Raw genomic sequence first — 23,026 nt, 5'->3', positions numbered from 1 at the left:
ACATGCAATTATTAAAACTTTCCGATACCGTCAATTTCATGCGCCTTCGCATTCCTGCGATGGTGCTGTCAACGGTGCTTATTTTAGGCTCATTCATATCGCTAGGCGTAAATAGCCTCAACTGGGGCCTTGATTTTACTGGCGGGACTTTGATTGAAGTCGGTTACGAAGATGCTGCGAATCTTGAATCTATTCGTAAGCAGCTAAATAACGCAGAGTTTGAAGACGCTATTGTACAGAACTTTGGTAGTAGCCAAGATGTGCTTATTCGCATTGCACCGCGTGACGGCGTAAAAGCCGTTACCATTGGTGAGCAAGTCCTTGCAGCTTTGCGTGCAGATGGCACCGCAGTAGATATGCGTCGTATCGAGTTCGTAGGGCCTAACGTAGGTGAAGAGCTTACCGAGCAGGGTGGTCTAGCAATGCTAGTCGCTTTACTGTGTATCTTGGTTTATGTAGCAATGCGTTTTGAATGGCGTTTTGCACTGGGCTCAGTATCTGCCCTTGCTCATGACGTTATTCTTACTTTGGGTTTATTCTCTGTACTACAGATTGAATTCGACTTAACGGTACTAGCGGCAGTGCTAGCTGTTATTGGTTACTCACTGAACGATACTATCGTTGTGTCGGACCGTATTCGTGAAAACTTCCGTAAAATCCGTAAGGGTGAACCGGTAGAGATCATCAATATTTCGTTAACGCAAACCTTAAACCGTACCATCATCACTTCATTAACTACTGTGTTGGTATTGGTAGCCTTGTTTTACAAGGGCGGTGCGTTAATTCACGGGTTTGCCACTGCATTGTTATTTGGTGTAGTAGTAGGTACTTACTCGTCTGTCTATATTGCGAGTTCAGTAGCGCTTGCGTTAGGTATCAGCAAGGAAGACTTGATGCCACCTCAAGTGGAAAAAGAAGGTGCAGACTTAGATCCCATGCCTTAATCGCATTTGATTCGTAAAAACAAAAACCGCATCTGTGATGCGGTTTTTTTATATACGGCTTAGAGCTCTCACTAGAAGTTTATGGCGCTAAAACTTGCTTTAAGCTGTCTTTGTAGCGTCTTGAGAGCAACACAGTTTGGCCGTTGTTAAGGGTGATAAGGCCGTCTCCTGTATCGTCATACGTGATAGATTGAATGGAAGGAATTCTTACGGCATGTGAGCGATGGACACGTACGAACCCGTGCATCGCGCCTTCTTTGCAAAATCTGCTTAAGGTATACCGAAGCGGATAAACACCAACGTGAGTGTGTAAGTTGATATAGTTTCCTGAGGCTTCCACTCGCTGAACATCACTGACTTTAACTAAGAATTCTTTATTGAGTTTTTTAACTAGTAAATAGTCAGGCAGTGCAAGTGCTTCACTTTCAAAATCTGGAAGCGAGGTATCACTTTTAATCAGTGACGCTTCACCTATTAGTCGCTGGTAGCCAAATCGCGCAATGTAGTAAAAGGTTACAAGCGTAATATAACCCCAGACATCTTTTCTGTATTCGTAGACAAACTCGCTAATCCAAACCCCAAAGTCGTAACTACGCTCAGACATCAAATAGGCGAGCTTGCGCAGGGCAACCATGAAAACGACATGGGAAACTGAAAATACGCTCGCAAATACAAAATGCCAGCCCAACCAAACGGCGCTGGACTTTTTACTTTTATCAAGAACACGTATGGCTAAGATTAAGGGAATAACCAATATCGCAGTACTTAGTGCACTACTGTACTCCCATACATAAGGCTCCCAGAGTGCCACACTATTACTTTCACTGCGCGAAAATTCCGTCCAGCTAGATGCAGCATTTATCGAGTTATTAATAAATAGATATACGACAAGTAGAAGAAATGCCGCATACTTATGTTTTGGCTCAGTATCGCGAAGATACTGGCTCCATTTTTCATCCCAACTATTCACCGCTTATCCCTAAACCCCTTGTTTTTCGTCACTTAGGCCTTGTTGGTCAGCAACGCAACACAGTAGATATACCAAGTTGATTTGTCACTATTGAATAGGAGTGAAGGCATTGACGCAAGCATATGTTGTTCATGAGTCACGATTAGTTTCTGAAGAAGTAGACACGTTTTCGCTAGGAAGGGAAACAACAAATGCGCAGTTAACCCAGCGTTATTTTGAGTTAGATGCGTTGCGCGTTATCGCATTTGGTGTATTGATTCTGTATCACATAGGCATGTTTTACGTTCTTGATAGGGGATGGCATATAAAAAGCGATGAACAGTTTTCATTGCTACAAGACGTCATGATCTTAACCAATCAATGGCGTATGTCACTCTTGTTTTTAATCTCAGCAATGGTGTTCACTGTCGTATTGTACCGGGGATACGAAAAATATCCCTCTCGTTGTTTGTTTTCACTGAGCATTCTAGGAAAGCGAACACTGCGAATACTAGTGCCACTGTTATTTGGGATGTTTGTCATTGTGGCGCCACAAGTCTTTGTTGAGTGGACGGCAAGTGGAAAACTTCAAATGCCGTTTATCGATTTCTACCTTGCCTATATCAACCCCAATACCGATTTATTTAAAGAGAAGCAATCGATTATTAGGTTACTTACGTGGAATCACCTGTGGTTTTTGCCTTACCTTTTTGTTTATAGCGTACTTATATTGCTTCTGTTTCCACTAATACGCTGGGTTGGGGTAGTTAAATCTACCTTACTCGATAGCTTGCCATTGTTTAGCATCATTGTAGTGACATTGATGACTTATATCTGGCTTGAACTACGTACGGCTTACCCAACAACTCATGACCTTGTCAGCGACTGGTACAGCCATGCTAAGTACTTTTGGGTGATGCTTGTGGGCATGGTAATCGTGCTTCGACCTGCGTTATACACGGCGGTGATGAGAGCGCGCTATATAAGTCTTACTTTCGCGATAACGCTTTATAGCGTGATTATACTAGATCGACATGACATGCTTGGCGCGACAGGAGAATTAATGGAGTCCTCTTTTAGCTTTCGGGTATTAGTGGGCGTTATTGTTGTGCTCAATCATTGGGCTTGGCTTGCGGCAATTTTGGGGTTTGGCCAAAAGTACTTATCTAAACCGAGCAAAGTTATTAGCTACTTAAACCGTGGCGTGCTGCCTTATTACATGGTTCATCAAACACTTATCGTGGTAGCCGCATTTTATTTGAGTTCTCGCGTTTCTTCTACATTGGCAGAGTTTTTGGGTATCACGCTAATCACACTTGTTGGGTGTGCAATAACTTTTGAGATTGCAAAACGATTTTTAGTGTTACGATTTTTGTTTGGCTTGAAGCTAAAGGGTGCTCAAAAGAGTGAGTAAAAAGAAATCCGTTTAATGGCCGTGGGTAAGTGAATGTATTGGCTTTCGACAACACGCTGATACATACAAAAAAAGGCGCTATATTTGATAGCGCCTTTCGATTCGTAGCAGTGTTTATGGCTGTGAGTAATAGCCCAGTGAGCTAGGTCACTTATTTAAGGTGCTTAACAAGCCCTTGAACCACTTTCACACTACCTGCGACAATTTCGCCTTTGTGCAATGGATCGTTGCCACCTTTAAAGTCTGTTACCAGGCCGCCAGCTTCACGAACAATAAGCTCGCCCGCTGCGATGTCCCAAGATTTGATACCGCGCTCCCAGTAACCGTCGTGACGACCTGCTGCAACATAAGCAAGATCAAGTGCCGCACTACCACCACGGCGGATGTCACCTACTTCGTGGAAAATCTTATTAAGGCTTAGCGCATACTCGCCAAACTGAGATTTATTCTTAAACGGCAGACCCGTTGCAATAATAGTTTCAGTAAGATCGCGAGGCTTAGAAGCACGAATACGGTAACCGTTAAGCTGTGCGCCTTGACCACGGCTTGCGGTAAATAACTCGCTACGGATAGGGTCGAATACAACAGCTTGGTCTAAACGACCTTTATGCAAAAGTGCAATCGAAACGGCAAAGTGAGGAATGCCTTTAATAAAATTGGTAGTGCCATCTAGTGGGTCGATAATCCACTGATAATCAGTTTCTTTTCCGTGAATTTCACCCATCTCTTCGCCCAAGAAGCAATGTTCTGGGTATGATTGCTGAATTTTGTAAACAATAGCTTGTTCTGCTTCTTTATCAACTTGTGTAACAAAGTCGTTTAAGCCTTTAGACTCAGTTGCAACTTCATTATGTTTTTCAAAACCGCGAACAATAACTGTTCCAGCCGCACGCGCAGCGCGCACCGCAATATTCAGCATAGGATGCATAGATAAACCACCAATTGTAAAAGACCAATGAAACTAACTAGCTGTACAAAAAATAGCTAGTTGTTTTCGAAAACGGGCGGAGTCTACCAGAATCATTCTGTGATGCAAATGAAATTACCATCGGTATATATGATGTGCTTAAAACCATTTCCCTTAAATAGCCATCTATACTGCTACTGTGCTACACTCGCTCACAAATGAAGTAGTAAGATTCAGCGTGATTGGTCGCTGGTGTCTTGTTTTAGAAAGTACGTAGGTATCGCAGGCATGCTCGAAAATATTCGCATTATTTTGGTTAACACCTCACACACTGGCAACATCGGCTCAACGGCGCGTGCCATGAAAACGATGGGGCTAAGTAGTCTGTATCTTGTGGACCCGGTAAATGAACCAGATGGGCAAGCCAGTGCACTTGCTGCTGGTGCAGGTGATGTGTTGGCAAACGCGAAAATTGTGAGCACATTGGAAGAAGCGGTAAAAGACTGTGGGTTAGTGGTTGGAACTTCTGCTCGCTCTCGCACGCATTCTTGGCCAATGCTTGGCCCGCGCGATTGTGGCGAGAAGTTGGTTCAAGAAGTCGAAAAGTACCCGGTTGCATTAGTATTTGGTCGTGAAAACAGTGGGTTAACTAATGAAGAGTTGCAACAGTGTCATTTTCATATGTGTATTCCTGCTAACCCAGAATATAGCTCGCTAAACTTGGCGGCGGCTGTTCAAACCCTGTGTTACGAAATTCGTATGGCATTTCTAAATCGTGAAACTTATCCGAGTGTGGAAGAAGAATACCCACTTAATGAAGACCTAGAGCGTTTTTACGTGCACTTGGAGTCAACGCTAGAAAGTACTTCGTTTATTCGTAAAAGTCACCCAGGTGTGGTGATGACAAAGCTACGTCGCTTATTCAACCGTGCCCGTCCTGAGTCACAAGAGTTAAATATTCTTCGTGGCATATTGGCGTCAATTGACAAGTCTATTAAGCAAAACGGTGAGGACGAGAGCGCGTCTGGCACTGGTTCTGAAAAAGAGTAATCACCTATGTTTGCCCGTATAAAAGACGATATACAAGGGGTATTTCATCGCGATCCGGCCGCTCGAAATACGTTTGAAGTATTAACCAATTACCCTGGACTTCACGCGGTATGGTTACACCGCCTTAGCCACAAATTGTGGAAAGCTGAGTGGAAGTGGTTAGCTCGCACATTATCGACCTTCAGTCGTTGGTTAACCGGGATTGAAATTCATCCCGGCGCAACGTTGGGCAGGCGGGTTTTCATTGACCATGGAATGGGCGTTGTTATCGGGGAAACCGCGGAAATAGGTGACGATGTTACTCTTTATCACGGCGTCACACTTGGCGGCACAAGTTGGAAAGCGGGCAAACGTCACCCTACGTTGAAAAACGGTGCAGTAGTAGGGGCAGGTGCAAAAGTCTTAGGGCCGATTATCATTGGAGAAAATGCCAAAGTAGGCTCTAATTCAGTGGTTGTTAAGGATATTCCAGATGGCGCTACCGCCGTTGGCATACCTGGTCGTATCATCATTTCTAAGCAGAAAGAATTGACAGCCAGTACAAACCCACAGCGCGACAAGATAGCACAAAAGTACGGCTTCGATGCGTATGCAGTAGCGCCAGACAATCCAGACCCGGTGGCCAATGCGATGGGCATTATGTTGGAACATATGCATCAGATGGACACGAAAGTAGAAGAAATGTGCAAAGTTATCCAGTCACTGGGTGGCGATGTTTGTACCGATAATCTGCATAATATTAGTGCCGAAGACTTCGCTAATACCGGTATAGAGCTGACTGATTCTCAGCAGAGAGAAAAAGCCCATTCCTCGTTCGACCCTGCAATCTAAGAATGTAATTGGGTTAATCTATAATACCTGACTAAATTACTAGGTCTTATACTTGACCATTTTAGTCGGGTATGTGAAAATTCCCGCCATCAAAAACGGCGGGAGAATTCAATGAAACTCACTTCTAAAGGGCGCTATGCAGTAACTGCGATGCTTGATGTAGCTTTGCACTCTAAGCGTGGTCCAGTGCCTCTTGCCGATATATCAGAACGACAAGAAATATCCCTATCATATTTAGAGCAGCTTTTTTCTAGACTGCGCAAAGAGCAACTTGTAGACAGCGTACGCGGTCCTGGCGGTGGTTACTTGCTTGGACGTGAAGCATGTGAAATTGCCATAGGTGAAGTTATTCGCGCGGTAGATGAGTCTATCGACGCTACTCGATGCCAGGGGCAGGCCGATTGCCAAGGTGGCGACCGTTGTTTGACCCATAGCTTGTGGCAAGACTTAAGCGATCGTATTTCAGTGTTTTTAGACTCAATCACTTTAGGCGAGTTAATGGCGAAACGCGATGTGCAAGAAGTCGCTGGACGCCAAGACTCTGCAGCGTCATTGCGCAATATCGCTAACGACATTGAAGTTAGTATTCAACTTTAAGTAGGTTTTGAATAACCCATGGCTTTATCAACACCCATTTACCTCGATTATGCTGCTACCACGCCAGTAGACCCAACTGTTGCAGACGTTATGGCCAAGTGCCTGACGCTAGACGGTAACTTTGGTAACCCAGCATCACGAAGCTACCGCTTTGGCTGGATGGCGGAAGAAGCGGTAGACGTAGCGCGCAATCAAATTAGTGATGCCTTAAATTGCGATCCTCGCGAAATTGTTTTTACTTCAGGGGCCACCGAGTCTAACAACCTTGCTATCAAGGGAGTGGCGCAGGGATATGCAAGTAAAGGCAAACACATTATTACGGTTAATACAGAGCACAAAGCTGTGCTCGATACCTGTGAATACCTTGAAGAGCAAGGGTTCGAAGTAACCTACCTTTGTGTACAGCAAGACGGATTAGTGAATCTTGACGATTTAAAAAGCGCCATGCGTGACGACACTATCTTAGTCTCTGTGATGCATGTAAATAATGAACTAGGTGTTATCCAAGATATTCAAACTATCGGTGAGTTATGTCGAGACAAAGGGATTTTGTTCCATGTCGATGGCGCACAAAGCGTTGGCAAAATAGCGATTGACCTTGCTGAACTTCCCGTGGATTTACTGTCTATTTCCGCTCATAAAATGTATGGGCCAAAGGGCATGGGAGCGCTTTTCGTTCGTCGTCGTCCTAAAATTAATCTGGTTGCTCAAATTCACGGCGGTGGCCATGAGCGTGGTATGCGCTCTGGTACGTTAGCCACCCATCAAATTGTAGGCATGGGAGAAGCCATTACGCTTGCAGTGACAAATTTAGCCGACGAGGGTAAACGCATAATGGCTTTGCGGGAAGCGTTGTGGAAGGGAATAGAGCAGGTAGGTGATGTGTATTTAAACGGGCATGAAACCCAACGTATTCCAGGTATTTTAAATGTCAGTTTTGCGGGCGTAGATGGTGAAAGCTTGATGATGGGGCTTAATGATATCGCCGTGTCATCGGGATCAGCATGTACATCAGCAAGCCTTGAGCCGTCTTATGTGCTAAAGGCCATCGGTCGAAGTAATGAACTTGCTCACGCAGGTATACGCTTTAGCGTGGGCAGATTTACAACCCAAGACGATATTGATTACGTAATAACGAAAGTGACGGATGTTGTTACTCGATTACGAGACGCAGCAATCGCATAAGTAAACGTTATAGCGCGTTAAAGAAATTTTAAGCTTGGCGGCGGTAAATAAACGGCTGAATATTTGAGTGAAATAGTCGGGTATTATATAATACCGCACCAATTTTTTAGGCTGCCCTTTTTGTAGCGAGTGGTTTGTTTGAGGTTTGCGTAGTGAATTCATTGAATGTAAACGCACTCAAATACACAGAAACTCAGTAATCACCAAGACCGTGGGGTGGTTGCTGTGCTGCGTAGACAGCAAATGGCAGCAAATGCAGGCAAACAAGTGAGATCCCAACATGAGTGAACAGATCGAACAGGCGTTAGAGAGAAAGTACGAAGCCGGTTTCTACTCTGAAATCGAATCGGAAACGTTTGAAAGCGGCCTGGACGAGTCGGTTATCCGCCGCATATCAGCAATGAAAAACGAGCCTGAATGGATGCTTGAATGGCGTTTGAAGTCTTATCATGCTTGGCTAGAAATGGAAGAGCCGGACTGGGCGCACGTCGACTATCCAAAAATAGACTATCAGGCCATTTCTTATTACTCGGCACCAAAGAGTATGAAAGACAAGCCTAAGTCACTTGACGAAGTAGACCCAGAACTTCTTCGCACCTACGAAAAGCTTGGTATCCCGCTTCATGAGCAGGAAATGCTGGCAGGCGTTGCGGTAGACGCAGTATTCGACTCGGTCTCTGTTGTGACTACGTTCCGTGAAAAGCTGGAAGAAGCGGGCGTTATCTTTTGCCCAATTTCTGAAGCGCTTCAGAAGTACCCAGACCTTGTTAAAAAATACATTGGCTCGGTAGTTCCGCGCACTGACAACTACTTTGCTGCACTTAATAGCGCTGTATTTACTGACGGTTCATTTGTTTACATTCCAAAAGGCACACGCTGCCCAATGGAGCTTTCTACCTATTTCCGTATTAACGAAATGAACACCGGTCAGTTCGAGCGTACATTGATTGTTGCTGATGAAGGCAGCTACGTGAGTTATCTTGAAGGCTGTACAGCACCTCAGCGTGACGAAAACCAGCTGCACGCGGCAGTGGTTGAGTTAGTGGCAATGGATGACGCGCAAATCAAATACTCAACGGTACAAAACTGGTATCCAGGTGATGAAAACGGTAAAGGCGGTATCTACAACTTCGTTACTAAACGCGGTGTAGCGCATACCAATGCCAAAATTTCGTGGACACAGGTAGAAACGGGGTCTGCGGTTACGTGGAAATACCCTAGCTGTGTGCTTAAAGGCGATAACAGTGTAGGTGAGTTCTACTCAGTAGCGCTTACGCGAGGTCGTCAGCAAGCTGATACCGGGACTAAGATGATCCACGTGGGTAAAAATACCAAGTCGACTATTATCTCAAAAGGTATATCAGCGGGTAACAGCAACAACGCTTATCGCGGGCTGGTTCAAATGGGGCCGCGCGCAGACGGCGCACGTAATTTCACCGAGTGCGACTCGCTACTGATTGGTGATAAGTGTGGCGCTCACACGTTCCCGTACATCGAAAGCCGTAACCCTTCAGCCATTGTTGAGCACGAAGCAACAACATCGAAGGTAAGCGACGAACAATTATTCCTGTGTCAGCAACGTGGCTTAGACACAGAAAAGGCCGTTTCTATGATTGTTAACGGTTTCTGTAAAGAAGTATTCAAAGAGCTGCCTATGGAATTTGCCGTTGAAGCCGGCAAGCTGCTCGAAATTAGTCTTGAAGGTTCAGTGGGGTAATCAATGCTTAGTATCAATAATTTACATGCCAGCGTGGAAGAGAAAAACATCATTAAAGGTCTTAACCTTGAAGTTAAACCTGGTGAAGTGCACGCTATCATGGGCCCCAACGGTGCCGGTAAAAGTACATTAGGTTACGTGCTATCTGGCCGCGACGGCTACGAAGTAAGCGAAGGTGAAGCCACGCTAAACGGTAAAGACCTGCTTGAACTTGAAGTAGAAGAGCGCGCTCGCGAAGGCCTTTTCCTTGCTTTCCAATACCCGGTAGAAATTCCAGGTGTTAGCAACATGGAATTTATGAAAGAGTCGGTTAACGCTATGCGTGAACAACGTGGCGAAGAGCCGTTAAGCGCTGCAGAATTTTTAAAGAAAGCAAAAGAAGCGTGCAAACAAGTACAGCTTCCTTTGGATTTCTTAAAGCGTGGTGTTAACGAAGGTTTCTCTGGTGGTGAGAAAAAGCGTAACGAAATCATGCAAATGATTTTGCTAGAGCCAAAGCTTTGTATTCTTGACGAATCAGACTCTGGCCTTGACGTTGACGCTCTACAAGTTGTTGCAGACGGTGTAAACAGCCAACGCGACGGTGAGCGCAGTTTCATCGTTGTTACTCACTATCAGCGCCTTCTAGACTACATTAAGCCTGACTTCGTACATATCCTTGCTGACGGCAAAATTGTGAAAAGCGGCGACGCGTCACTTGCACTTGAAGTAGAGAAGAGCGGTTATGCTTTCCTAGGTAAAGGCTATGAGGAGGCTGAGGCATGAGTCAATGGCTAGACCAGGTCATTGATGCGGCGCAAATCTCCGATTATTTAGCGCCCGTGCGTCAACAGGCCTTAACGCAGTTAAAAGCCGATGGCTGGCCCGCACGTCGTAACGAAAGCTGGCGGTTTACGCCACTTACGTCACTTGAAAAGCGTGAGGCGAAGCAAGCCGTTCAGGCAGACAATTTGCCAGTGCCGGCAATTGACAATTTAAATGCTATCGACCTTGTCTTTGTTGATGGTGTCTTGGTAACGCAGGTTAATACCCTAGACGTGCCAGCTGGCATGACTATTACATCACTAAACAGCGATGACACGGCTACCCAGCAGGCTATTAGCAGCGTATACGGTCAGGTTAAGCCTACACGTCATATGTTTGGCCTAGTGAACGATGCACTATGCCAACACGGTATATTCATCAATGTAGAAGCTGGTGCGAAAATTGACACGCCAGTTCGCATTGTGAACATGACATCACAAGATGTAGATGCTCACACGCGTGTTGTAGTAAAGCTAGCTGAAGGCGCAAGCGCCACGGTTATTGAGCAAGGCTTTGGTGATACCGAAAGCCTAACTACTGCTTTTGCTGAATACGACTTGGCTGATGATGCGCATCTTGAGCACTATCGTTTTGCAATGTTCACCGGTAAAGCAAAGCAGCTAGGTGGTAGTCACTTTAAGCTTCATAACCGCACCACGCTAAACAGCACCATGGTAGGTTACGGAAGTGAGCTTTCGCGTTTAGATGTAGATATTCATCACGCTGGCGAGTTTGCCGATGCGAAAATGAACGCCATTTATCTTCTGGCAGAAGGCGAGCTATTCGACCTTCACTCAACCATTGAGCACGCCATGCCAAATGGCACAACAGAAGAGAACGCGCGCGGTATTGTTGGTGATAAAGCGCGCGCTGTATTTAATGGTCGTATCCACATTCATCGCGATGCCCAAAAGACATTGGCTGAACTTAACAACCGCAACTTGTTGCTATCTCGCCGCGGTGTTATCAACACTAAGCCAGAGCTTGAAATTTATGCTGACGACGTAAAATGTGCCCACGGTGCAACGGTGGCAGAAATTGAAGAAGAAGCCTTGTATTACTTGCTAACGCGCGGTGTTTCTCGCAGCAAGGCACTAGTGATGCTTAACTTTGGCTTTATTCAAGAGCTTATCAACGACGTACCAAACACTGCGGTACGTGAATGGCTAGCGCCAATTTTAAGTGAGCGTTTCGCCCAAATGGAGGTGAAATGAGCTTAGACGTTGCAGCACTTCGTGCCCAGTTTCCCATTTTATCTAAAACGGTAGACGGCAAGCCGCTGGTATACCTTGATAACGCGGCTACCACGCAAAAGCCTCAGGCTGTGATTGACGCGTTAATGGATTTTTACACGGGTACGAATGCAAACGTGCACCGCGGTGCGCACCATTTATCTGATGAAGCCACGCGTCGCTATGAAAATGCACGAAGCAGCGTTGCGAGTTTTATCAACGCCAATGCCCGCGAAGAGGTTATCTGGACTTCAGGTACCACTGAAGCCATTAATATTGTTGCTAATGGCCTTGGTCAACTTCTCAATGAAGGTGACGAAGTGATGGTGACTGAACTTGAACACCACGCCAACTTGGTAACTTGGCAACAAGCATGTCGCCGCTCTGGCGCAACGCTAAACGTTGTGCCTATTTTTGACAGTGGTGAGCTTGATGTTGACGCTTTCGATAGACTGCTGTCTGACAACACCAAAATGGTGGCGTTCCCGCATGTATCCAATGCATTGGGCACAGTAAACCCGATTAAACAGCTTACTCAAAAAGCTAAAGCGGTTGGTGCATGGGTGTTGGTTGATGGCGCACAAGGTATTGCTCACGGCGGTGTTGACGTACAAGACATCGGCTGTGATTTTTATGCGTTTTCAGGGCACAAGCTATTTGGTCCAACGGGCATTGGCTGCTTGTGGGGCAAAAAAGACGTACTTGAAACATGGCCTGTATGGCAGGTAGGCGGCGAAATGATTAAAGACGTTACCTATCATGAAGCCACATGGGGAGCATTACCAAACCGCCTAGAGGCTGGTACGCCAAACATTGCTGGAGCTATCGGCATGGGCGCAGCGGTAGATTGGTTTAGTGCACTTGATGTACAAGCGCTACACGCACATGAGCAACAGCTACTTGCCTACGCGACCGAGCAAGCACAGGCCCTCGAGGGAATGCGCATTATTGGTACTGCTCCTAATAAAGTTGGGGTACTAAGCTTTTTACTGGACGGCGCGCATCCGGCAGATGTCGGTTTTATTCTTGACCGACAGGGCGTGGCGATCCGCACAGGTGATAACTGTGCGCAGCCATTAATGAAACGTTTTGGTATTCCAGGCACCGCGCGTGCGTCGTTCTCAATTTATAATACGCTTGAAGAAGTCGACAGCTTATTTGCTGCCCTTAAAAAAGCAAAAATGATGTTGGCCTAAGGAGGCATTATGAGTGTTGAAACCTTTGTACCAAGTACAAAACTCATTACGCTAACTGACAGTGCCGTTAAGCATTTCGAAAGTAAGCTTAAAGACAAGCCTGGTCAGTTAATTCGTTTATCGACAAAAGTAAGCGGCTGCACAGGTTACGCTTATGTACTTGATTTCGCAGACAGCGCACAAGCGGACGATGAAATCATTGAGATATCACCAATGCTAAATGTCGCGGTAGCATCAGACGCGACAGAGCTTTTACGTAATACAGAAATTGATTACGTAATGGAAGGCGTTAACGGCGTGATCAAATACAACAACCCTAACGTGGTTGACGAATGCGGTTGTGGCGAGAGCTTTAACGTAGGTTAATGGTTAAGGCCAGCAATAAAATAGGCACGAAGTAGTATATGAAGCAGAAGATGGTGACTACTGAGCGCGACTGTAAAGCGCGTTTAGTACCCGCGGGTAACCCAACCGTTATTCCTGAAGGCGAGTTTGTGAATATCACGCAAGAGCTCGGTGGTAATTACACGGTTACGTGGCGTGGAAACATGTACCGTATTGACGGTACAGACGCGGGTGCCATTGGCCGCAAAGCTATGACGCTGAGCTTCGATGCACCAGAAGACGGTAACATTAGCGAACAGCAAGTGTGGGATGCGTTAGAGACCATCTTCGACCCAGAAATACCCATTAACTTGGTGTCGCTCGGCCTCATCTACAAAGTAGACATCGACCAAGCTTCAGGTGATGTCAACATTGATATGACGCTAACTGCACCAGGCTGCGGTATGGGACCAGTACTTGTCGGTGATGTGGAATATCGTGTTGCAATGGTGCCTCACGTTAAGAATGTGAATGTTGAGTTGGTATTCGACCCAGCATGGTCACGCGAAATGATGAGCGAAGAAGCGCAGCTTGAAGCCGGGCTGTTTTTCTAAGTCGTATTCTCACAACATTTTCAATTTACCTTTTGACATATTAAACGGAAATAACCATGCAATTACCTAGCAGTGATGAAATTATTGATGATTTAGCGTTCTTCGACGATTGGGAACAGCGTTATCAGTACATTATCGACTTAGGTAAATCTATTCCTGGTTTATCTGAAGAGGCAAAAACGCCAGAGCGTTTAGTAAAAGGATGTCAGAGCAGTGTGTGGCTCGTTGAATCATACGATGGCAACAAAATTACCTTCGATGTCGACAGCGACGCGGTTATTGTTCAAGGTCTTTTAGCGCTGGTGTTGGCTGCCTACAACGATAAAACACCCAGCGATATCATCGCATTTGATATTGATGGTTATTTCGAAGCTTTAGACCTAGAGCGCCACATTACTCCAACACGCGGTAACGGTTTACGCGCCATCGTGGGTAAAATTCAAGAGCTTGCAAAAGCCAACGCATAAGTTGTAAACACCGATATTCGCCTGACAGGTATTTCTTATTCAGTGCCTGTCAGCGCAATGTAATGTGTACACTGTCATCATATTGTCATATATCATGCGCTACTCTAGCGCTAGCTTTGCCCCTAAAAACAATACTTTAAGTTTGATTTCACATAGGCTCTAGTCAAGCTGGTATTTATTGCCTATAATTCGCGACCAAAATTTTTAAAGATACATACTATTTGTTTGGAGAGAGAACATGGCTCTTGAGCGTACTTTTTCGATTATCAAGCCTGATGCGGTAGCTAAAAACGTTATCGGTGCAATTTACAACCGTTTCGAATCTGCAGGTCTTCGCATTGTGGCATCTAAGATGATCCACATGAGCAAAGAGCAAGCAGAAGGCTTCTATGCAGAACACAAAGAGCGTCCTTTCTTCGGCGCACTTGTAGACTTCATGACATCTGGTCCAGTTATGGTTCAAGTACTAGAAGGCGAAAACGCTGTTCTAGCTAACCGTGAAATCATGGGCGCGACTAACCCAGCTGATGCAGCTGCAGGTACACTTCGCTCTGACTACGCAGCGTCTATCGACGAAAACGCAGTTCACGGTTCTGACGCACCTGAGTCAGCAGCGCGCGAAATCGCATACTTCTTCTCTGAAGAAGAAATCTGCCCACGTACTCGCTAAGCGAAGACAGGTAGAAACAAAAACGGGGCCTAAGGGCCCCGTTTTTGTTTCTAAGTCCCTCTTAGTGTCTGAGCACGCGTTATGCTGCTTTGCTCGGCGCTCATTTAGGCATACTAAACTACGCGTCTCGCGCATTGCCAAACTTAACCTTTCTCTGCGTTAAATCGGCTTTTTCTCAAATCTCATCTGTGGTAAAATCCGCGCAAAATTTAATCAGCGCTTTTCTTTTTCTTAAATGTCGCTCAAGACATAGTCGAATCGCTGGTTTTTACATCATATTCAGCAGTAAGAGGGGTATCCCTCGAAGGTAAAAGGGTCATCTTATTCATGGCAAAAACTAACTTATTAAACTTAAATCGCGAAGGCTTGCGCAATTTCTTTAAGGAAATGGGCGAGAAACCATTTCGTGCCGACCAGGTAATGAAGTGGATTTACCAGCACGGTATTAGCGATTTCGAGGAAATGAGTAACCTAAATAAAAACCTTCGCGCGATGCTCATTGAAAACTGCGAAATTAAAGCGCCTGAAATTGCGTACTTCCAAGAAGCCAGCGACGGTACTATTAAGTTTGCACTTACCCTTGAAGGTGGTCAGGAAGTTGAATCTGTGTGGATCCCTGAAACAGACCGCGCAACGCTTTGCGTATCATCACAGGTTGGTTGTGCACTAGAATGCACATTCTGCTCGACTGCGCAGCAAGGCTTTAACCGTAACCTAAGCGTTAGCGAAATTATTGGTCAGGTTTGGCGTGTTGCTACCTTCCTTGGATTATCAAAAGATTCTAGCAAACGCCCAATTACGAATGTAGTGATGATGGGCATGGGTGAGCCGTTGCTTAACCTTAAAAACGTAGTGCCGGCTATGGACATCATGTTAGACGACTTTGGCTTTGGTTTGTCAAAACGTCGCGTTACCTTAAGTACATCAGGTGTTGTGCCTGCACTTGATATGTTAGGGGACCAAATCGATGTGGCGTTAGCAATATCGCTTCATGCGCCAACAGACGAGTTGCGCAACGAAATTGTGCCGATTAACAAAAAATACAACATTGAAGCATTTTTGGCTGGCGTGCGTCGCTATCTGGCGAAGTCAAAAGCAAACCAAGGCCGTGTTACTGTCGAGTACGTTATGCTGTCAAACATCAATGACAGTACGGAACAAGCACATCAGTTGGCAAAAGTATTAAAAGACACACCAAGTAAAATAAACTTAATACCTTTTAACCCATACCCGGGTTCACCTTACACTTGCTCAAGTAACTCACGCATCGATAGGTTTGCAAAAGTGCTTATGGAATATGGGTTTACCACCGTTGTGCGCAAAACACGGGGGGACGATATCGACGCTGCTTGTGGTCAATTAGTGGGTGATGTCGTCGATAGAACGAAAAGATTATTAAAAAAACAGATGAAGGGCGAAGCAATTTCGGTAAAAATGGCCCAATAATCATTAAGATATTAGGGTAAGACTATGCTAGCGGGATTGCAAACAGGGCTAAAGAATACATTACTCGGTGCTGCCTTAGTGGCGGCACTTGCCAGTACAGGGTGTGTCAGTAATGATCCATCGGGTGTCTACGGCGGTAATTTCGATAGGGAAGAGGCTGCCAAAACACGCATGTCGCTTGGTCTTACCTACCTACAAAACAACAACTATTCTCAGGCCAAGAAAAATCTCGACAAAGCGCTTGAATTCAATCCCCGTTCTGCAGACGTTCAATACGCGATGGCGTATTACTACCAACTCGTGGGCGACAACCAGCGCGCTGAATCTTTCTATGAAGCGGCTATTGATTTGGCGCCTAATAATGGGGATATCGCCAATAGCTATGGCGCGTTTAAATGCCAAAATGGTCAATACGAGCAGGCCAAAACTTACTTTTTTGACGCCATCAATAACCGCCTTTACTCGAACGCTGCGCAAACCTATGAAAACTTGGCGTTGTGTGCACAAAGTCAAGGGCAATTAGAAGAGGCGATAGGTTATTTCAACGAGGCGCTTAAACACCAGCCCGCGCGTGGAAAAAGCCTATTCTTACTTACTGAACTTTATGTTGTCTCTGAGCAGTATGATTTAGCGAAAGCGACCTTAGATAAATATGAAAAGGTGGCGCGAGTCACTCCTGATTCACTGTGGTTAGCGTATGAAATAGCTAAAGGGCAGGGGGATTTTGAAACCGCCAAAGGTTACGGCGACATGATGGTATCGGTGTACCCAGATAATGCATTGACGAAACGCTACGTGGAAGATAGCAAGTCGCTTCAACGCAGAGTTGTGAAAACCGTAAAGTCTACTCAATCTGAAAATGTATTAAGTTCGGGTCAAAAAACGAATGTAGTTGAAGTTAATACAGACATTGTTGCAAAAAGTGATGAGCAAGCGCCAGAATCAACGCAAACGGAATCAACGGAACCTGAATCCACCTCTCAAAGCACATTTGCGACAGACACAGATACCTCTAATGATCAAAATACTGAATTATCTGAACAAACAGCTAAAATCCATGTAGTAAAACCCGGCGAAAACTTATATCGTATTTCTCTATTACACAATATCAAAATGGCGACGCTGCGAGAGTGGAATAACCTAGACAATACTGGCGCTATAATTGCTGGTCAGTCGCTTTGGTTAGTACCACCTAATATGCAGGAGGAATAAGATTTAATGGTGTCAGAAGAAAACGCGAAACATGAAGTAAATTCGCAACAACAAGAAAGCACGCCAAGTCCAGGGGCCATGCTGAAAGCGCGACGCGAAACGCTTGGCCTTTCTCAACAGGATATCGCTGATAAGCTATTTTTAAAAGTAAACCAAATCAACGATTTAGAGTGTGATGTTATCGACGAAAAGTCGTCAGTAACCTTTACCAAAGGTTATGTAAGAAATTATGCCAAACAATTAGGACTTGATTCTCAAGCCGTCATTGAAGCCTTTGAGCGTTATCATAATCAAACATCGGTACCTTCATCGGAAAAGCTTCAGAGCTTCTCGAAACGTGTCGCAAAACAGACACATGACGACCGTTGGATGATGGTGACCTATATTATACTGCTGCTTATCATTGCAGGCGTGGTTGCTTGGTGGTATCAGCAACCAAGTGATGACACGGTTTCCGATCTCACATTGCCTGAAGCCGTTAAGCGCGAAGCCGCTAATACACCCATTCCTTCACAACCCGCTGACGACAATACTGAGTTTGCTGAAAGCGCGATAGATGATGAGCCAAGCGAGAGTGATGTTTCTTTTGAAAATGAAGCGACTGAAGGTGCGCAACCATCAACGAATTTATCGAGCTTGGACAATGATGGGTTCACACAAGAAGGTGACTTGGATGACGGTGCGATATCATCACCTGATACGGCGGTGAATGATAGCAATAATCTGACAAACTTACTGAATAGTGATGCAGTTGAATCAGCGCCTTCGCTTGAGTTGTCTAGCGATGCAGCGCCGATTTCAATGTCATTCACCTTTGATGATGATTGCTGGGTGAATATTAAAGATGCCACGGGCGAGGCAATTGCCTATGGTGTTAAGCAAAAAGGTCGAGTAATGGAAATTCAGGGCGTACCTCCTGTTGAAGTTACGCTCGGCGCACCGGATAATGTGCGCATATCAGTTAATGGCGAGTCTGTTGATATTTCTTCATACCAAAACGGTAGAACAGCTCGTTTCACACTTCCCATGTAGGTAAATAGATGTTTGCAGAAAGCCCTATTAAGCGCAGAAAGTCTACGCGTATTAATGTAGGAAATGTTCCCATTGGCGATGGTGCCCCCATTGCTGTTCAATCGATGACAAACACGCGTACCACAGATGTGGCTGCGACTGTCGATCAAATAAACCGTATAGTTGCTGTAGGTGGTGAGATCGTTCGTGTATCTGTGCCTACCATGGAAGCGGCTGAAGCATTTAAAGAGATTAAAAAGCAGGTGAGTGTGCCACTTGTGGCCGACATTCATTTTGATTACCGCATAGCGCTTAAGGTTGCCGAATATGGTGTGGATTGCTTGCGCATAAATCCAGGTAACATAGGAAATATGGAGCGTGTTCGCTCTGTTGTTGATTGTGCAAAAGACAAAAACATTCCTATTCGTATTGGGGTAAACGGTGGCTCGTTAGAGAAAGACTTACAAGAGAAGTACGGTGAGCCAACACCCGAAGCGCTCGTTGAATCGGCTATGCGACACGTGGATATTCTCGATAAGCTTAATTTTGACCAATTTAAAGTAAGCGTAAAAGCATCAGATGTCTTTTTGGCAGTAGGAGCATATCGTTTATTGGCACAAAAAATAGACCAGCCGTTGCATCTTGGCATCACTGAGGCCGGTGGGCAGCGAGCAGGTGCTGTGAAAAGTGCGGTTGGTTTAGGGATGTTATTGGCTGAAGGTATTGGCGATACATTACGCGTATCACTTGCTGCCGACCCAGTAGAAGAGATCAAAGTAGGCTTTGATATTCTAAAGTCACTGCGTATTCGCTCGCGCGGTATCAACTTTATTGCTTGCCCTAGTTGCTCAAGACAAGAGTTCGATGTTATCGGTACGGTCAATGCGTTAGAGCAGCGCTTAGAAGATATTCTAACGCCTATGGATGTTTCGATAATTGGTTGCGTAGTTAACGGTCCCGGCGAGGCTGAGGTTTCAGATCTAGGGCTTACGGGAGCGCGTAATATGAGCGGCCTGTATGAAGACGGCAAACGTGTAAAAGAACGTCTTGCTAATGATGACCTAGTCGACAAATTAGAAGCGAAGATCCGCGCCAAAGCTGCGCGAATGAGCGATGAAAACAAAATTCAGGTTTCTGTAAAAGAATAAGCCAGTTTTTGTTCATTGTTGTTTACTTCCAAAGCCCCTATAATGCGGGGCTTTTCCCCATTTAGCAGTATGAGAATTTCACGTGGCTAAGACTATTCAGGCAATTCGAGGCATGAATGACTGCCTACCGGAGATTTCCGGCACATGGCAAAAGGTAGAATCTGTACTTCGTCAAGTTGTGGCGAACTATGGCTACCAAGAAATACGCACTCCCATTGTTGAAAGCACAGATTTATTTAAACGTTCAATCGGTGAAGTTACCGATATCGTTGAAAAAGAAATGTACACTTTTGAAGACCGTAACGGCGATAGCTTGACCTTGCGCCCTGAAGGCACGGCAAGTTGTGTGCGTGCGGGTAACGAGCACGGCCTTCTTTATAATCAACAACAGCGCTTATGGTACATGGGGCCCATGTTCCGTCATGAACGTCCTCAAAAAGGTCGCTATCGTCAGTTTCACCAATTCGGTGTTGAAACCTATGGTATGGATGGTCCAGATATCGACTTGGAAGTCATTTTACTGAGTGCTCGTTTGTGGAAGGCGTTTGGTATTGAGCAACACGTAAAGTTAGAAATTAACACGTTAGGCTCAAACGAAGCGCGTGCTGCATATCGCGATACCTTGGTGGCGTTTCTAAAGGAAAGAGCTGACCAACTAGATGAAGACTCTTTACGTCGTCTAGAAACAAACCCACTTCGTGTATTAGATAGCAAAAATCCTGATGTGCAAGCAGCCATTGCTGACGCACCAGCACTTATTGACCATTTAGATGAAGAATCAAAAGTGCATTTCGATACATTGTGTAATCGATTAACACAGGCTGGCATTGAGTTTGAAGTAAACCCTCGTCTAGTACGCGGGCTTGATTACTACAATCGTACTGTTTTTGAATGGGTGACAGATAGCTTAGGTGCACAAGGCACTGTGTGTGCTGGCGGTCGTTACGACGGCCTTGTGGAGCAATTGGGGGGTAAAGCAACACCAGCAGTTGGTTTTGCCATGGGCATAGAACGTCTGGTACTGTTGCTGACCACATTGACAGAAGAAGGGCAAGATACCAGTTTTGCTGATGTTTACGTAACAGCAATGGGTGATGACGCACAATCCTATGCCATTGAAGTTGCTGAGCACCTTCGCAATGCATTGCCAACTGTGCGCATCATGATGCACTGCGGCGGTGGTAACTTTAAGAAACAACTTAAGCGTGCGGATAAAACCGGCGCTCGTCTAGCGCTGCTATTGGGCTCAGACGAAATGCAGTCACGTGTGGTGGGCATTAAACCACTTCGCGATGGGCAAGAGCAGATAACCGCAAGCTTCGACACGTTAGTAGAAAAAGTGTCAGAGATGCTAAGCGCGTAATATTAAGAGGACATCATGGAACAGTTCGCAACAGAAGAACAACAAGTAGAAGCGATTAAGCGTTTTTGGAAAGAGCATGGCACCGCAATTATAGTAGGCGCACTGCTTGGTCTAGGTGGTCTTTATGGCTGGCGTGCCTATTCAGAAGCCCAGATTGAAAGTAAAGAAGCGGCATCAGTTGCTTATCAGGACGCAGTAGAGACTTTCGGTAATGAAGGTAGCGACGCGAAAGTGAAAGCGTTTATCGAAGAAAATAAAGACAGCGGATATGCTAGTGCGGCAAGCCTTCTTGCAGCAAAGCAAGCTGTTGATGCAGGTGATCTAGATAGCGCAGCTTCTCACCTAAATACGGTTGTTACGTTTGCACAAAGCGATGAATTAAAAGCATTGGCGTCACTTCGTCTTGCTCGAGTTCAAATTGAAATGAACCAGCTTGATGCTGCGTTGTCTACGCTTAGCAATGTAACAAACGACGCATTCTCAGCAGAAGTTTCTGAATTAAAAGGCGATGTGTATCAAAAGCAAAATAAATTTGATGACGCTCGCTTAGCTTACTCAAGTGCGTTAGAAAAAAATGCCAACAACCCGCTTTTAGAAATGAAGCTAGATAATCTTTCCGTGGCACAACCACAGTAAGATGCGGGCCGATAGGCAAGGATAAAAAATAAAGAGGTACGCAATTTGTTTCACAATACGTGTGGCCGCAGAGGTCGATTTGTTCGCACAATAGGTATGGCGCTTGCCGTGTCAATTACTATGTCAGGCTGTTCGACGGTTTCAGACTGGTTTGCGGATGAAGAAGAGTTAGAAATACGTCAACTAAAGCCGATTGAAGCGAAATTTCAGCCAAAGCTTAACTGGGAGCGCGACATCGGTGACGGTGTAGAACATTATTTCTCTCGCTTACGTCCAGTTTATGCGTACGACAAACTTTATGCTGCTGACCGCCACGGTGCTGTAGTTGCAATGGACCCTACTACAGGTAAAGTCATTTGGCAGAAAAACTTCGCACAGTTTCGCGACGAAGGCATGATGAGTTCAGTAACGCGTTTATGGCGCAGTGGCGAAACGGCGCGTATCGGTGGTATTGCTGTTGCTGAAAAGCTTGTGTTCATTGGTACTGAGAATGGTTATGTTGCAGCGCTTGATGCGGAGTCCGGCGAGTTGGTGTGGGATGCGACTGTGCCTGGTGAAGTGCTTGCAGCTCCTGCAATAGACGAAGGTATTCTTGTAGTGAATACGGGCGCAGGCAGCTTGTTTGGCTTTAGAACCCGTGATGGTGAGCAGTTGTGGCGCCATGAAGGGGATACGCCTCCGCTAACGCTTCGCGGAATCTCTGGGCCTATCGCGTCAAACGGCGGTGCGATTATTGGTACGCCTACAGGCAAAATACAGGTAAATCTAATCGACTCAGGTGTGCTTGCGTGGGAAACCGTTATTGCTACGCCAACAGGCGCAACAGAACTAGAGCGTATTGTAGATATAGACACCACACCAATTTTGTTTGGCGGCACGATTTACACCGTTAGTTACAATGGTACTTTGGCTGCGGTTGAATTGCGTACAGGGCGTGTTATCTGGAAACGTGAATATGCGTCGTTTAGAAACCTCACGCTTGATGGCAACAAGATTTTTGTTGTTGATAACAACTCGAATGTGTATGCACTAGATAGACGTAACGGCGTTGAGTTATGGTCGCAAAGTGGGTTGAAGCTTCGTTCACTTACAGCAGCAACACCAGTAGGCGAACACGTAGTTGTGGGTGATAACTGGGGCTTCCTGCATTGGATAGAACAAGAAAGTGGTCAAATAGTTGCTCGCCTAGATGTTGGCGGTGACGATGAAGATGACGCTATTTTTGCTGCGCCACTAGAAGTTGACAATACAGTGGTAGCAGTAACTAGAACAGGTACTGTAGCCTCGGTAAGTATTTCGCAATAAATTA

The 23,026-nt window shown here is 45.5% G+C and carries 23 protein-coding genes; 21 read left to right on the top strand and 2 right to left on the bottom strand.

Features of this window, described 5'->3' with window-relative positions:
* The first annotated feature begins 2 nt into the window (after positions 1–2).
* The gene (gene secF, locus LHL20_RS08375) at positions 3–944 is read left to right on the top strand and encodes a protein translocase subunit SecF (protein WP_202262056.1); all 942 of its coding nucleotides are present in this window, start codon (positions 3–5) and stop codon (positions 942–944) included.
* 79 nt (positions 945–1,023) lie between these two features.
* On the opposite strand, the gene LHL20_RS21180 is transcribed toward secF, so the two are convergent.
* Positions 1,024–1,914 carry a LytR/AlgR family response regulator transcription factor gene (locus LHL20_RS21180; protein ID WP_226432969.1) on the bottom strand — a complete coding sequence of 297 codons (891 nt, stop codon included), beginning with the start codon at positions 1,912–1,914 and terminating at the stop codon, positions 1,024–1,026.
* Between the two features lie 109 nt (positions 1,915–2,023).
* On the opposite strand from LHL20_RS21180, the gene LHL20_RS08365 reads away from it, so the two are divergent.
* Positions 2,024–3,307, top strand: coding sequence for an acyltransferase family protein (locus tag LHL20_RS08365; RefSeq protein WP_226432968.1), 1,284 nt, complete (start codon positions 2,024–2,026; stop codon positions 3,305–3,307).
* Between the two features lie 151 nt (positions 3,308–3,458).
* Here the strand turns inward: LHL20_RS08365 and suhB are convergent, their stop codons facing one another.
* A complete protein-coding gene (gene suhB / locus LHL20_RS08360; RefSeq protein ID WP_159627058.1) occupies positions 3,459–4,235 on the bottom strand; it encodes an inositol-1-monophosphatase in 777 nt (258 codons plus the stop codon).
* 267 nt (positions 4,236–4,502) lie between these two features.
* Between suhB and trmJ the strand changes: the two genes are divergently transcribed.
* The 19 genes from trmJ (at position 4,503) to bamB (ending at position 23,022) form a co-directional block, all read left to right on the top strand.
* Positions 4,503–5,264, top strand: coding sequence for a tRNA (cytosine(32)/uridine(32)-2'-O)-methyltransferase TrmJ (trmJ, locus tag LHL20_RS08355; RefSeq protein ID WP_226432967.1), 762 nt, complete (start codon positions 4,503–4,505; stop codon positions 5,262–5,264).
* 6 nt (positions 5,265–5,270) lie between these two features.
* Entirely contained in the window at positions 5,271–6,095 is an 825-nt protein-coding gene (gene cysE, locus LHL20_RS08350; RefSeq protein ID WP_202262052.1) for a serine O-acetyltransferase, read from the top strand.
* Positions 6,096–6,206: 111 nt separating this feature from the next.
* Positions 6,207–6,692 (top strand): Fe-S cluster assembly transcriptional regulator IscR, encoded by a 486-nt coding sequence (gene iscR, locus LHL20_RS08345; protein ID WP_202262051.1) that lies wholly within the window; start codon positions 6,207–6,209, stop codon positions 6,690–6,692.
* Positions 6,693–6,710: 18 nt separating this feature from the next.
* Positions 6,711–7,877, top strand: coding sequence for an IscS subfamily cysteine desulfurase (locus LHL20_RS08340; protein WP_226432966.1), 1,167 nt, complete (start codon positions 6,711–6,713; stop codon positions 7,875–7,877).
* Between the two features lie 280 nt (positions 7,878–8,157).
* Positions 8,158–9,594 (top strand): Fe-S cluster assembly protein SufB, encoded by a 1,437-nt coding sequence (gene sufB, locus LHL20_RS08335; protein WP_159627053.1) that lies wholly within the window; start codon positions 8,158–8,160, stop codon positions 9,592–9,594.
* A gap of 3 nt (positions 9,595–9,597) precedes the next feature.
* The gene (gene sufC, locus LHL20_RS08330; protein ID WP_226432965.1) at positions 9,598–10,359 is read left to right on the top strand and encodes a Fe-S cluster assembly ATPase SufC; all 762 of its coding nucleotides are present in this window, start codon (positions 9,598–9,600) and stop codon (positions 10,357–10,359) included.
* Positions 10,356–11,612, top strand: a complete 1,257-nt coding sequence (gene sufD / locus LHL20_RS08325) for a Fe-S cluster assembly protein SufD (protein ID WP_226432964.1) — start codon at positions 10,356–10,358, stop codon at positions 11,610–11,612. Before sufC ends, sufD begins: the two co-directional genes overlap by 4 nt.
* On the top strand, positions 11,609–12,826 hold the full coding sequence (locus LHL20_RS08320; protein ID WP_226432963.1) for an aminotransferase class V-fold PLP-dependent enzyme: 1,218 nt from the start codon (positions 11,609–11,611) through the stop codon (positions 12,824–12,826). Before sufD ends, LHL20_RS08320 begins: the two co-directional genes overlap by 4 nt.
* A gap of 9 nt (positions 12,827–12,835) precedes the next feature.
* Complete coding sequence (locus LHL20_RS08315; protein ID WP_159627049.1) at positions 12,836–13,192, top strand: HesB/IscA family protein; 357 nt, start codon at positions 12,836–12,838, stop codon at positions 13,190–13,192.
* A gap of 38 nt (positions 13,193–13,230) precedes the next feature.
* Positions 13,231–13,764 (top strand): putative Fe-S cluster assembly protein SufT, encoded by a 534-nt coding sequence (gene sufT / locus LHL20_RS08310; protein ID WP_131092201.1) that lies wholly within the window; start codon positions 13,231–13,233, stop codon positions 13,762–13,764.
* Between the two features lie 56 nt (positions 13,765–13,820).
* Entirely contained in the window at positions 13,821–14,231 is a 411-nt protein-coding gene (locus tag LHL20_RS08305; protein WP_159627048.1) for a SufE family protein, read from the top strand.
* 238 nt (positions 14,232–14,469) lie between these two features.
* Positions 14,470–14,901 (top strand): nucleoside-diphosphate kinase, encoded by a 432-nt coding sequence (gene ndk, locus LHL20_RS08300; RefSeq protein ID WP_012519000.1) that lies wholly within the window; start codon positions 14,470–14,472, stop codon positions 14,899–14,901.
* 327 nt (positions 14,902–15,228) lie between these two features.
* Positions 15,229–16,347, top strand: a complete 1,119-nt coding sequence (locus LHL20_RS08295; RefSeq protein WP_226432962.1) for a bifunctional tRNA (adenosine(37)-C2)-methyltransferase TrmG/ribosomal RNA large subunit methyltransferase RlmN — start codon at positions 15,229–15,231, stop codon at positions 16,345–16,347.
* A 24-nt stretch (positions 16,348–16,371) separates the two neighbouring features.
* On the top strand, positions 16,372–17,559 hold the full coding sequence (gene pilW, locus LHL20_RS08290; RefSeq protein ID WP_226432961.1) for a type IV pilus biogenesis/stability protein PilW: 1,188 nt from the start codon (positions 16,372–16,374) through the stop codon (positions 17,557–17,559).
* Positions 17,560–17,565: 6 nt separating this feature from the next.
* Positions 17,566–18,591 carry a RodZ domain-containing protein gene (locus tag LHL20_RS08285; protein WP_226432960.1) on the top strand — a complete coding sequence of 342 codons (1,026 nt, stop codon included), beginning with the start codon at positions 17,566–17,568 and terminating at the stop codon, positions 18,589–18,591.
* A gap of 8 nt (positions 18,592–18,599) precedes the next feature.
* Positions 18,600–19,718, top strand: coding sequence for a flavodoxin-dependent (E)-4-hydroxy-3-methylbut-2-enyl-diphosphate synthase (gene ispG, locus LHL20_RS08280; protein ID WP_159627044.1), 1,119 nt, complete (start codon positions 18,600–18,602; stop codon positions 19,716–19,718).
* A gap of 82 nt (positions 19,719–19,800) precedes the next feature.
* Entirely contained in the window at positions 19,801–21,081 is a 1,281-nt protein-coding gene (hisS, locus tag LHL20_RS08275; RefSeq protein ID WP_226432959.1) for a histidine--tRNA ligase, read from the top strand.
* 15 nt (positions 21,082–21,096) lie between these two features.
* Positions 21,097–21,717, top strand: a complete 621-nt coding sequence (locus tag LHL20_RS08270) for a YfgM family protein (RefSeq protein ID WP_159627042.1) — start codon at positions 21,097–21,099, stop codon at positions 21,715–21,717.
* Positions 21,718–21,762: 45 nt separating this feature from the next.
* On the top strand, positions 21,763–23,022 hold the full coding sequence (gene bamB, locus LHL20_RS08265; protein WP_159627041.1) for an outer membrane protein assembly factor BamB: 1,260 nt from the start codon (positions 21,763–21,765) through the stop codon (positions 23,020–23,022).
* Positions 23,023–23,026: the final 4 nt, after the last annotated feature.

This window comes from Alteromonas sp. McT4-15, from assembly GCF_020515205.1.
Classification (GTDB): Bacteria; Pseudomonadota; Gammaproteobacteria; order Enterobacterales; family Alteromonadaceae; genus Alteromonas.
Note: the sequence above shows the minus strand (reverse complement) of the source record. Positions and strands in the feature narration are given on the sequence as shown.

Coding starts and splice junctions, on each gene's coding strand:
- secF (WP_202262056.1), top strand. CDS start 3: ATGCAATTATTAAAACTTTCCGATACCGTCAATTTCATGCGCCTTCGC.
- suhB (WP_159627058.1), bottom strand. CDS start 4,235: ATGCATCCTATGCTGAATATTGCGGTGCGCGCTGCGCGTGCGGCTGGA.
- trmJ (WP_226432967.1), top strand. CDS start 4,503: ATGCTCGAAAATATTCGCATTATTTTGGTTAACACCTCACACACTGGC.
- cysE (WP_202262052.1), top strand. CDS start 5,271: ATGTTTGCCCGTATAAAAGACGATATACAAGGGGTATTTCATCGCGAT.
- iscR (WP_202262051.1), top strand. CDS start 6,207: ATGAAACTCACTTCTAAAGGGCGCTATGCAGTAACTGCGATGCTTGAT.
- LHL20_RS08340 (WP_226432966.1), top strand. CDS start 6,711: ATGGCTTTATCAACACCCATTTACCTCGATTATGCTGCTACCACGCCA.
- sufB (WP_159627053.1), top strand. CDS start 8,158: ATGAGTGAACAGATCGAACAGGCGTTAGAGAGAAAGTACGAAGCCGGT.
- sufC (WP_226432965.1), top strand. CDS start 9,598: ATGCTTAGTATCAATAATTTACATGCCAGCGTGGAAGAGAAAAACATC.
- sufD (WP_226432964.1), top strand. CDS start 10,356: ATGAGTCAATGGCTAGACCAGGTCATTGATGCGGCGCAAATCTCCGAT.
- LHL20_RS08320 (WP_226432963.1), top strand. CDS start 11,609: ATGAGCTTAGACGTTGCAGCACTTCGTGCCCAGTTTCCCATTTTATCT.
- LHL20_RS08315 (WP_159627049.1), top strand. CDS start 12,836: ATGAGTGTTGAAACCTTTGTACCAAGTACAAAACTCATTACGCTAACT.
- sufT (WP_131092201.1), top strand. CDS start 13,231: ATGAAGCAGAAGATGGTGACTACTGAGCGCGACTGTAAAGCGCGTTTA.
- LHL20_RS08305 (WP_159627048.1), top strand. CDS start 13,821: ATGCAATTACCTAGCAGTGATGAAATTATTGATGATTTAGCGTTCTTC.
- ndk (WP_012519000.1), top strand. CDS start 14,470: ATGGCTCTTGAGCGTACTTTTTCGATTATCAAGCCTGATGCGGTAGCT.
- LHL20_RS08295 (WP_226432962.1), top strand. CDS start 15,229: ATGGCAAAAACTAACTTATTAAACTTAAATCGCGAAGGCTTGCGCAAT.
- pilW (WP_226432961.1), top strand. CDS start 16,372: ATGCTAGCGGGATTGCAAACAGGGCTAAAGAATACATTACTCGGTGCT.
- LHL20_RS08285 (WP_226432960.1), top strand. CDS start 17,566: ATGGTGTCAGAAGAAAACGCGAAACATGAAGTAAATTCGCAACAACAA.
- ispG (WP_159627044.1), top strand. CDS start 18,600: ATGTTTGCAGAAAGCCCTATTAAGCGCAGAAAGTCTACGCGTATTAAT.
- LHL20_RS08270 (WP_159627042.1), top strand. CDS start 21,097: ATGGAACAGTTCGCAACAGAAGAACAACAAGTAGAAGCGATTAAGCGT.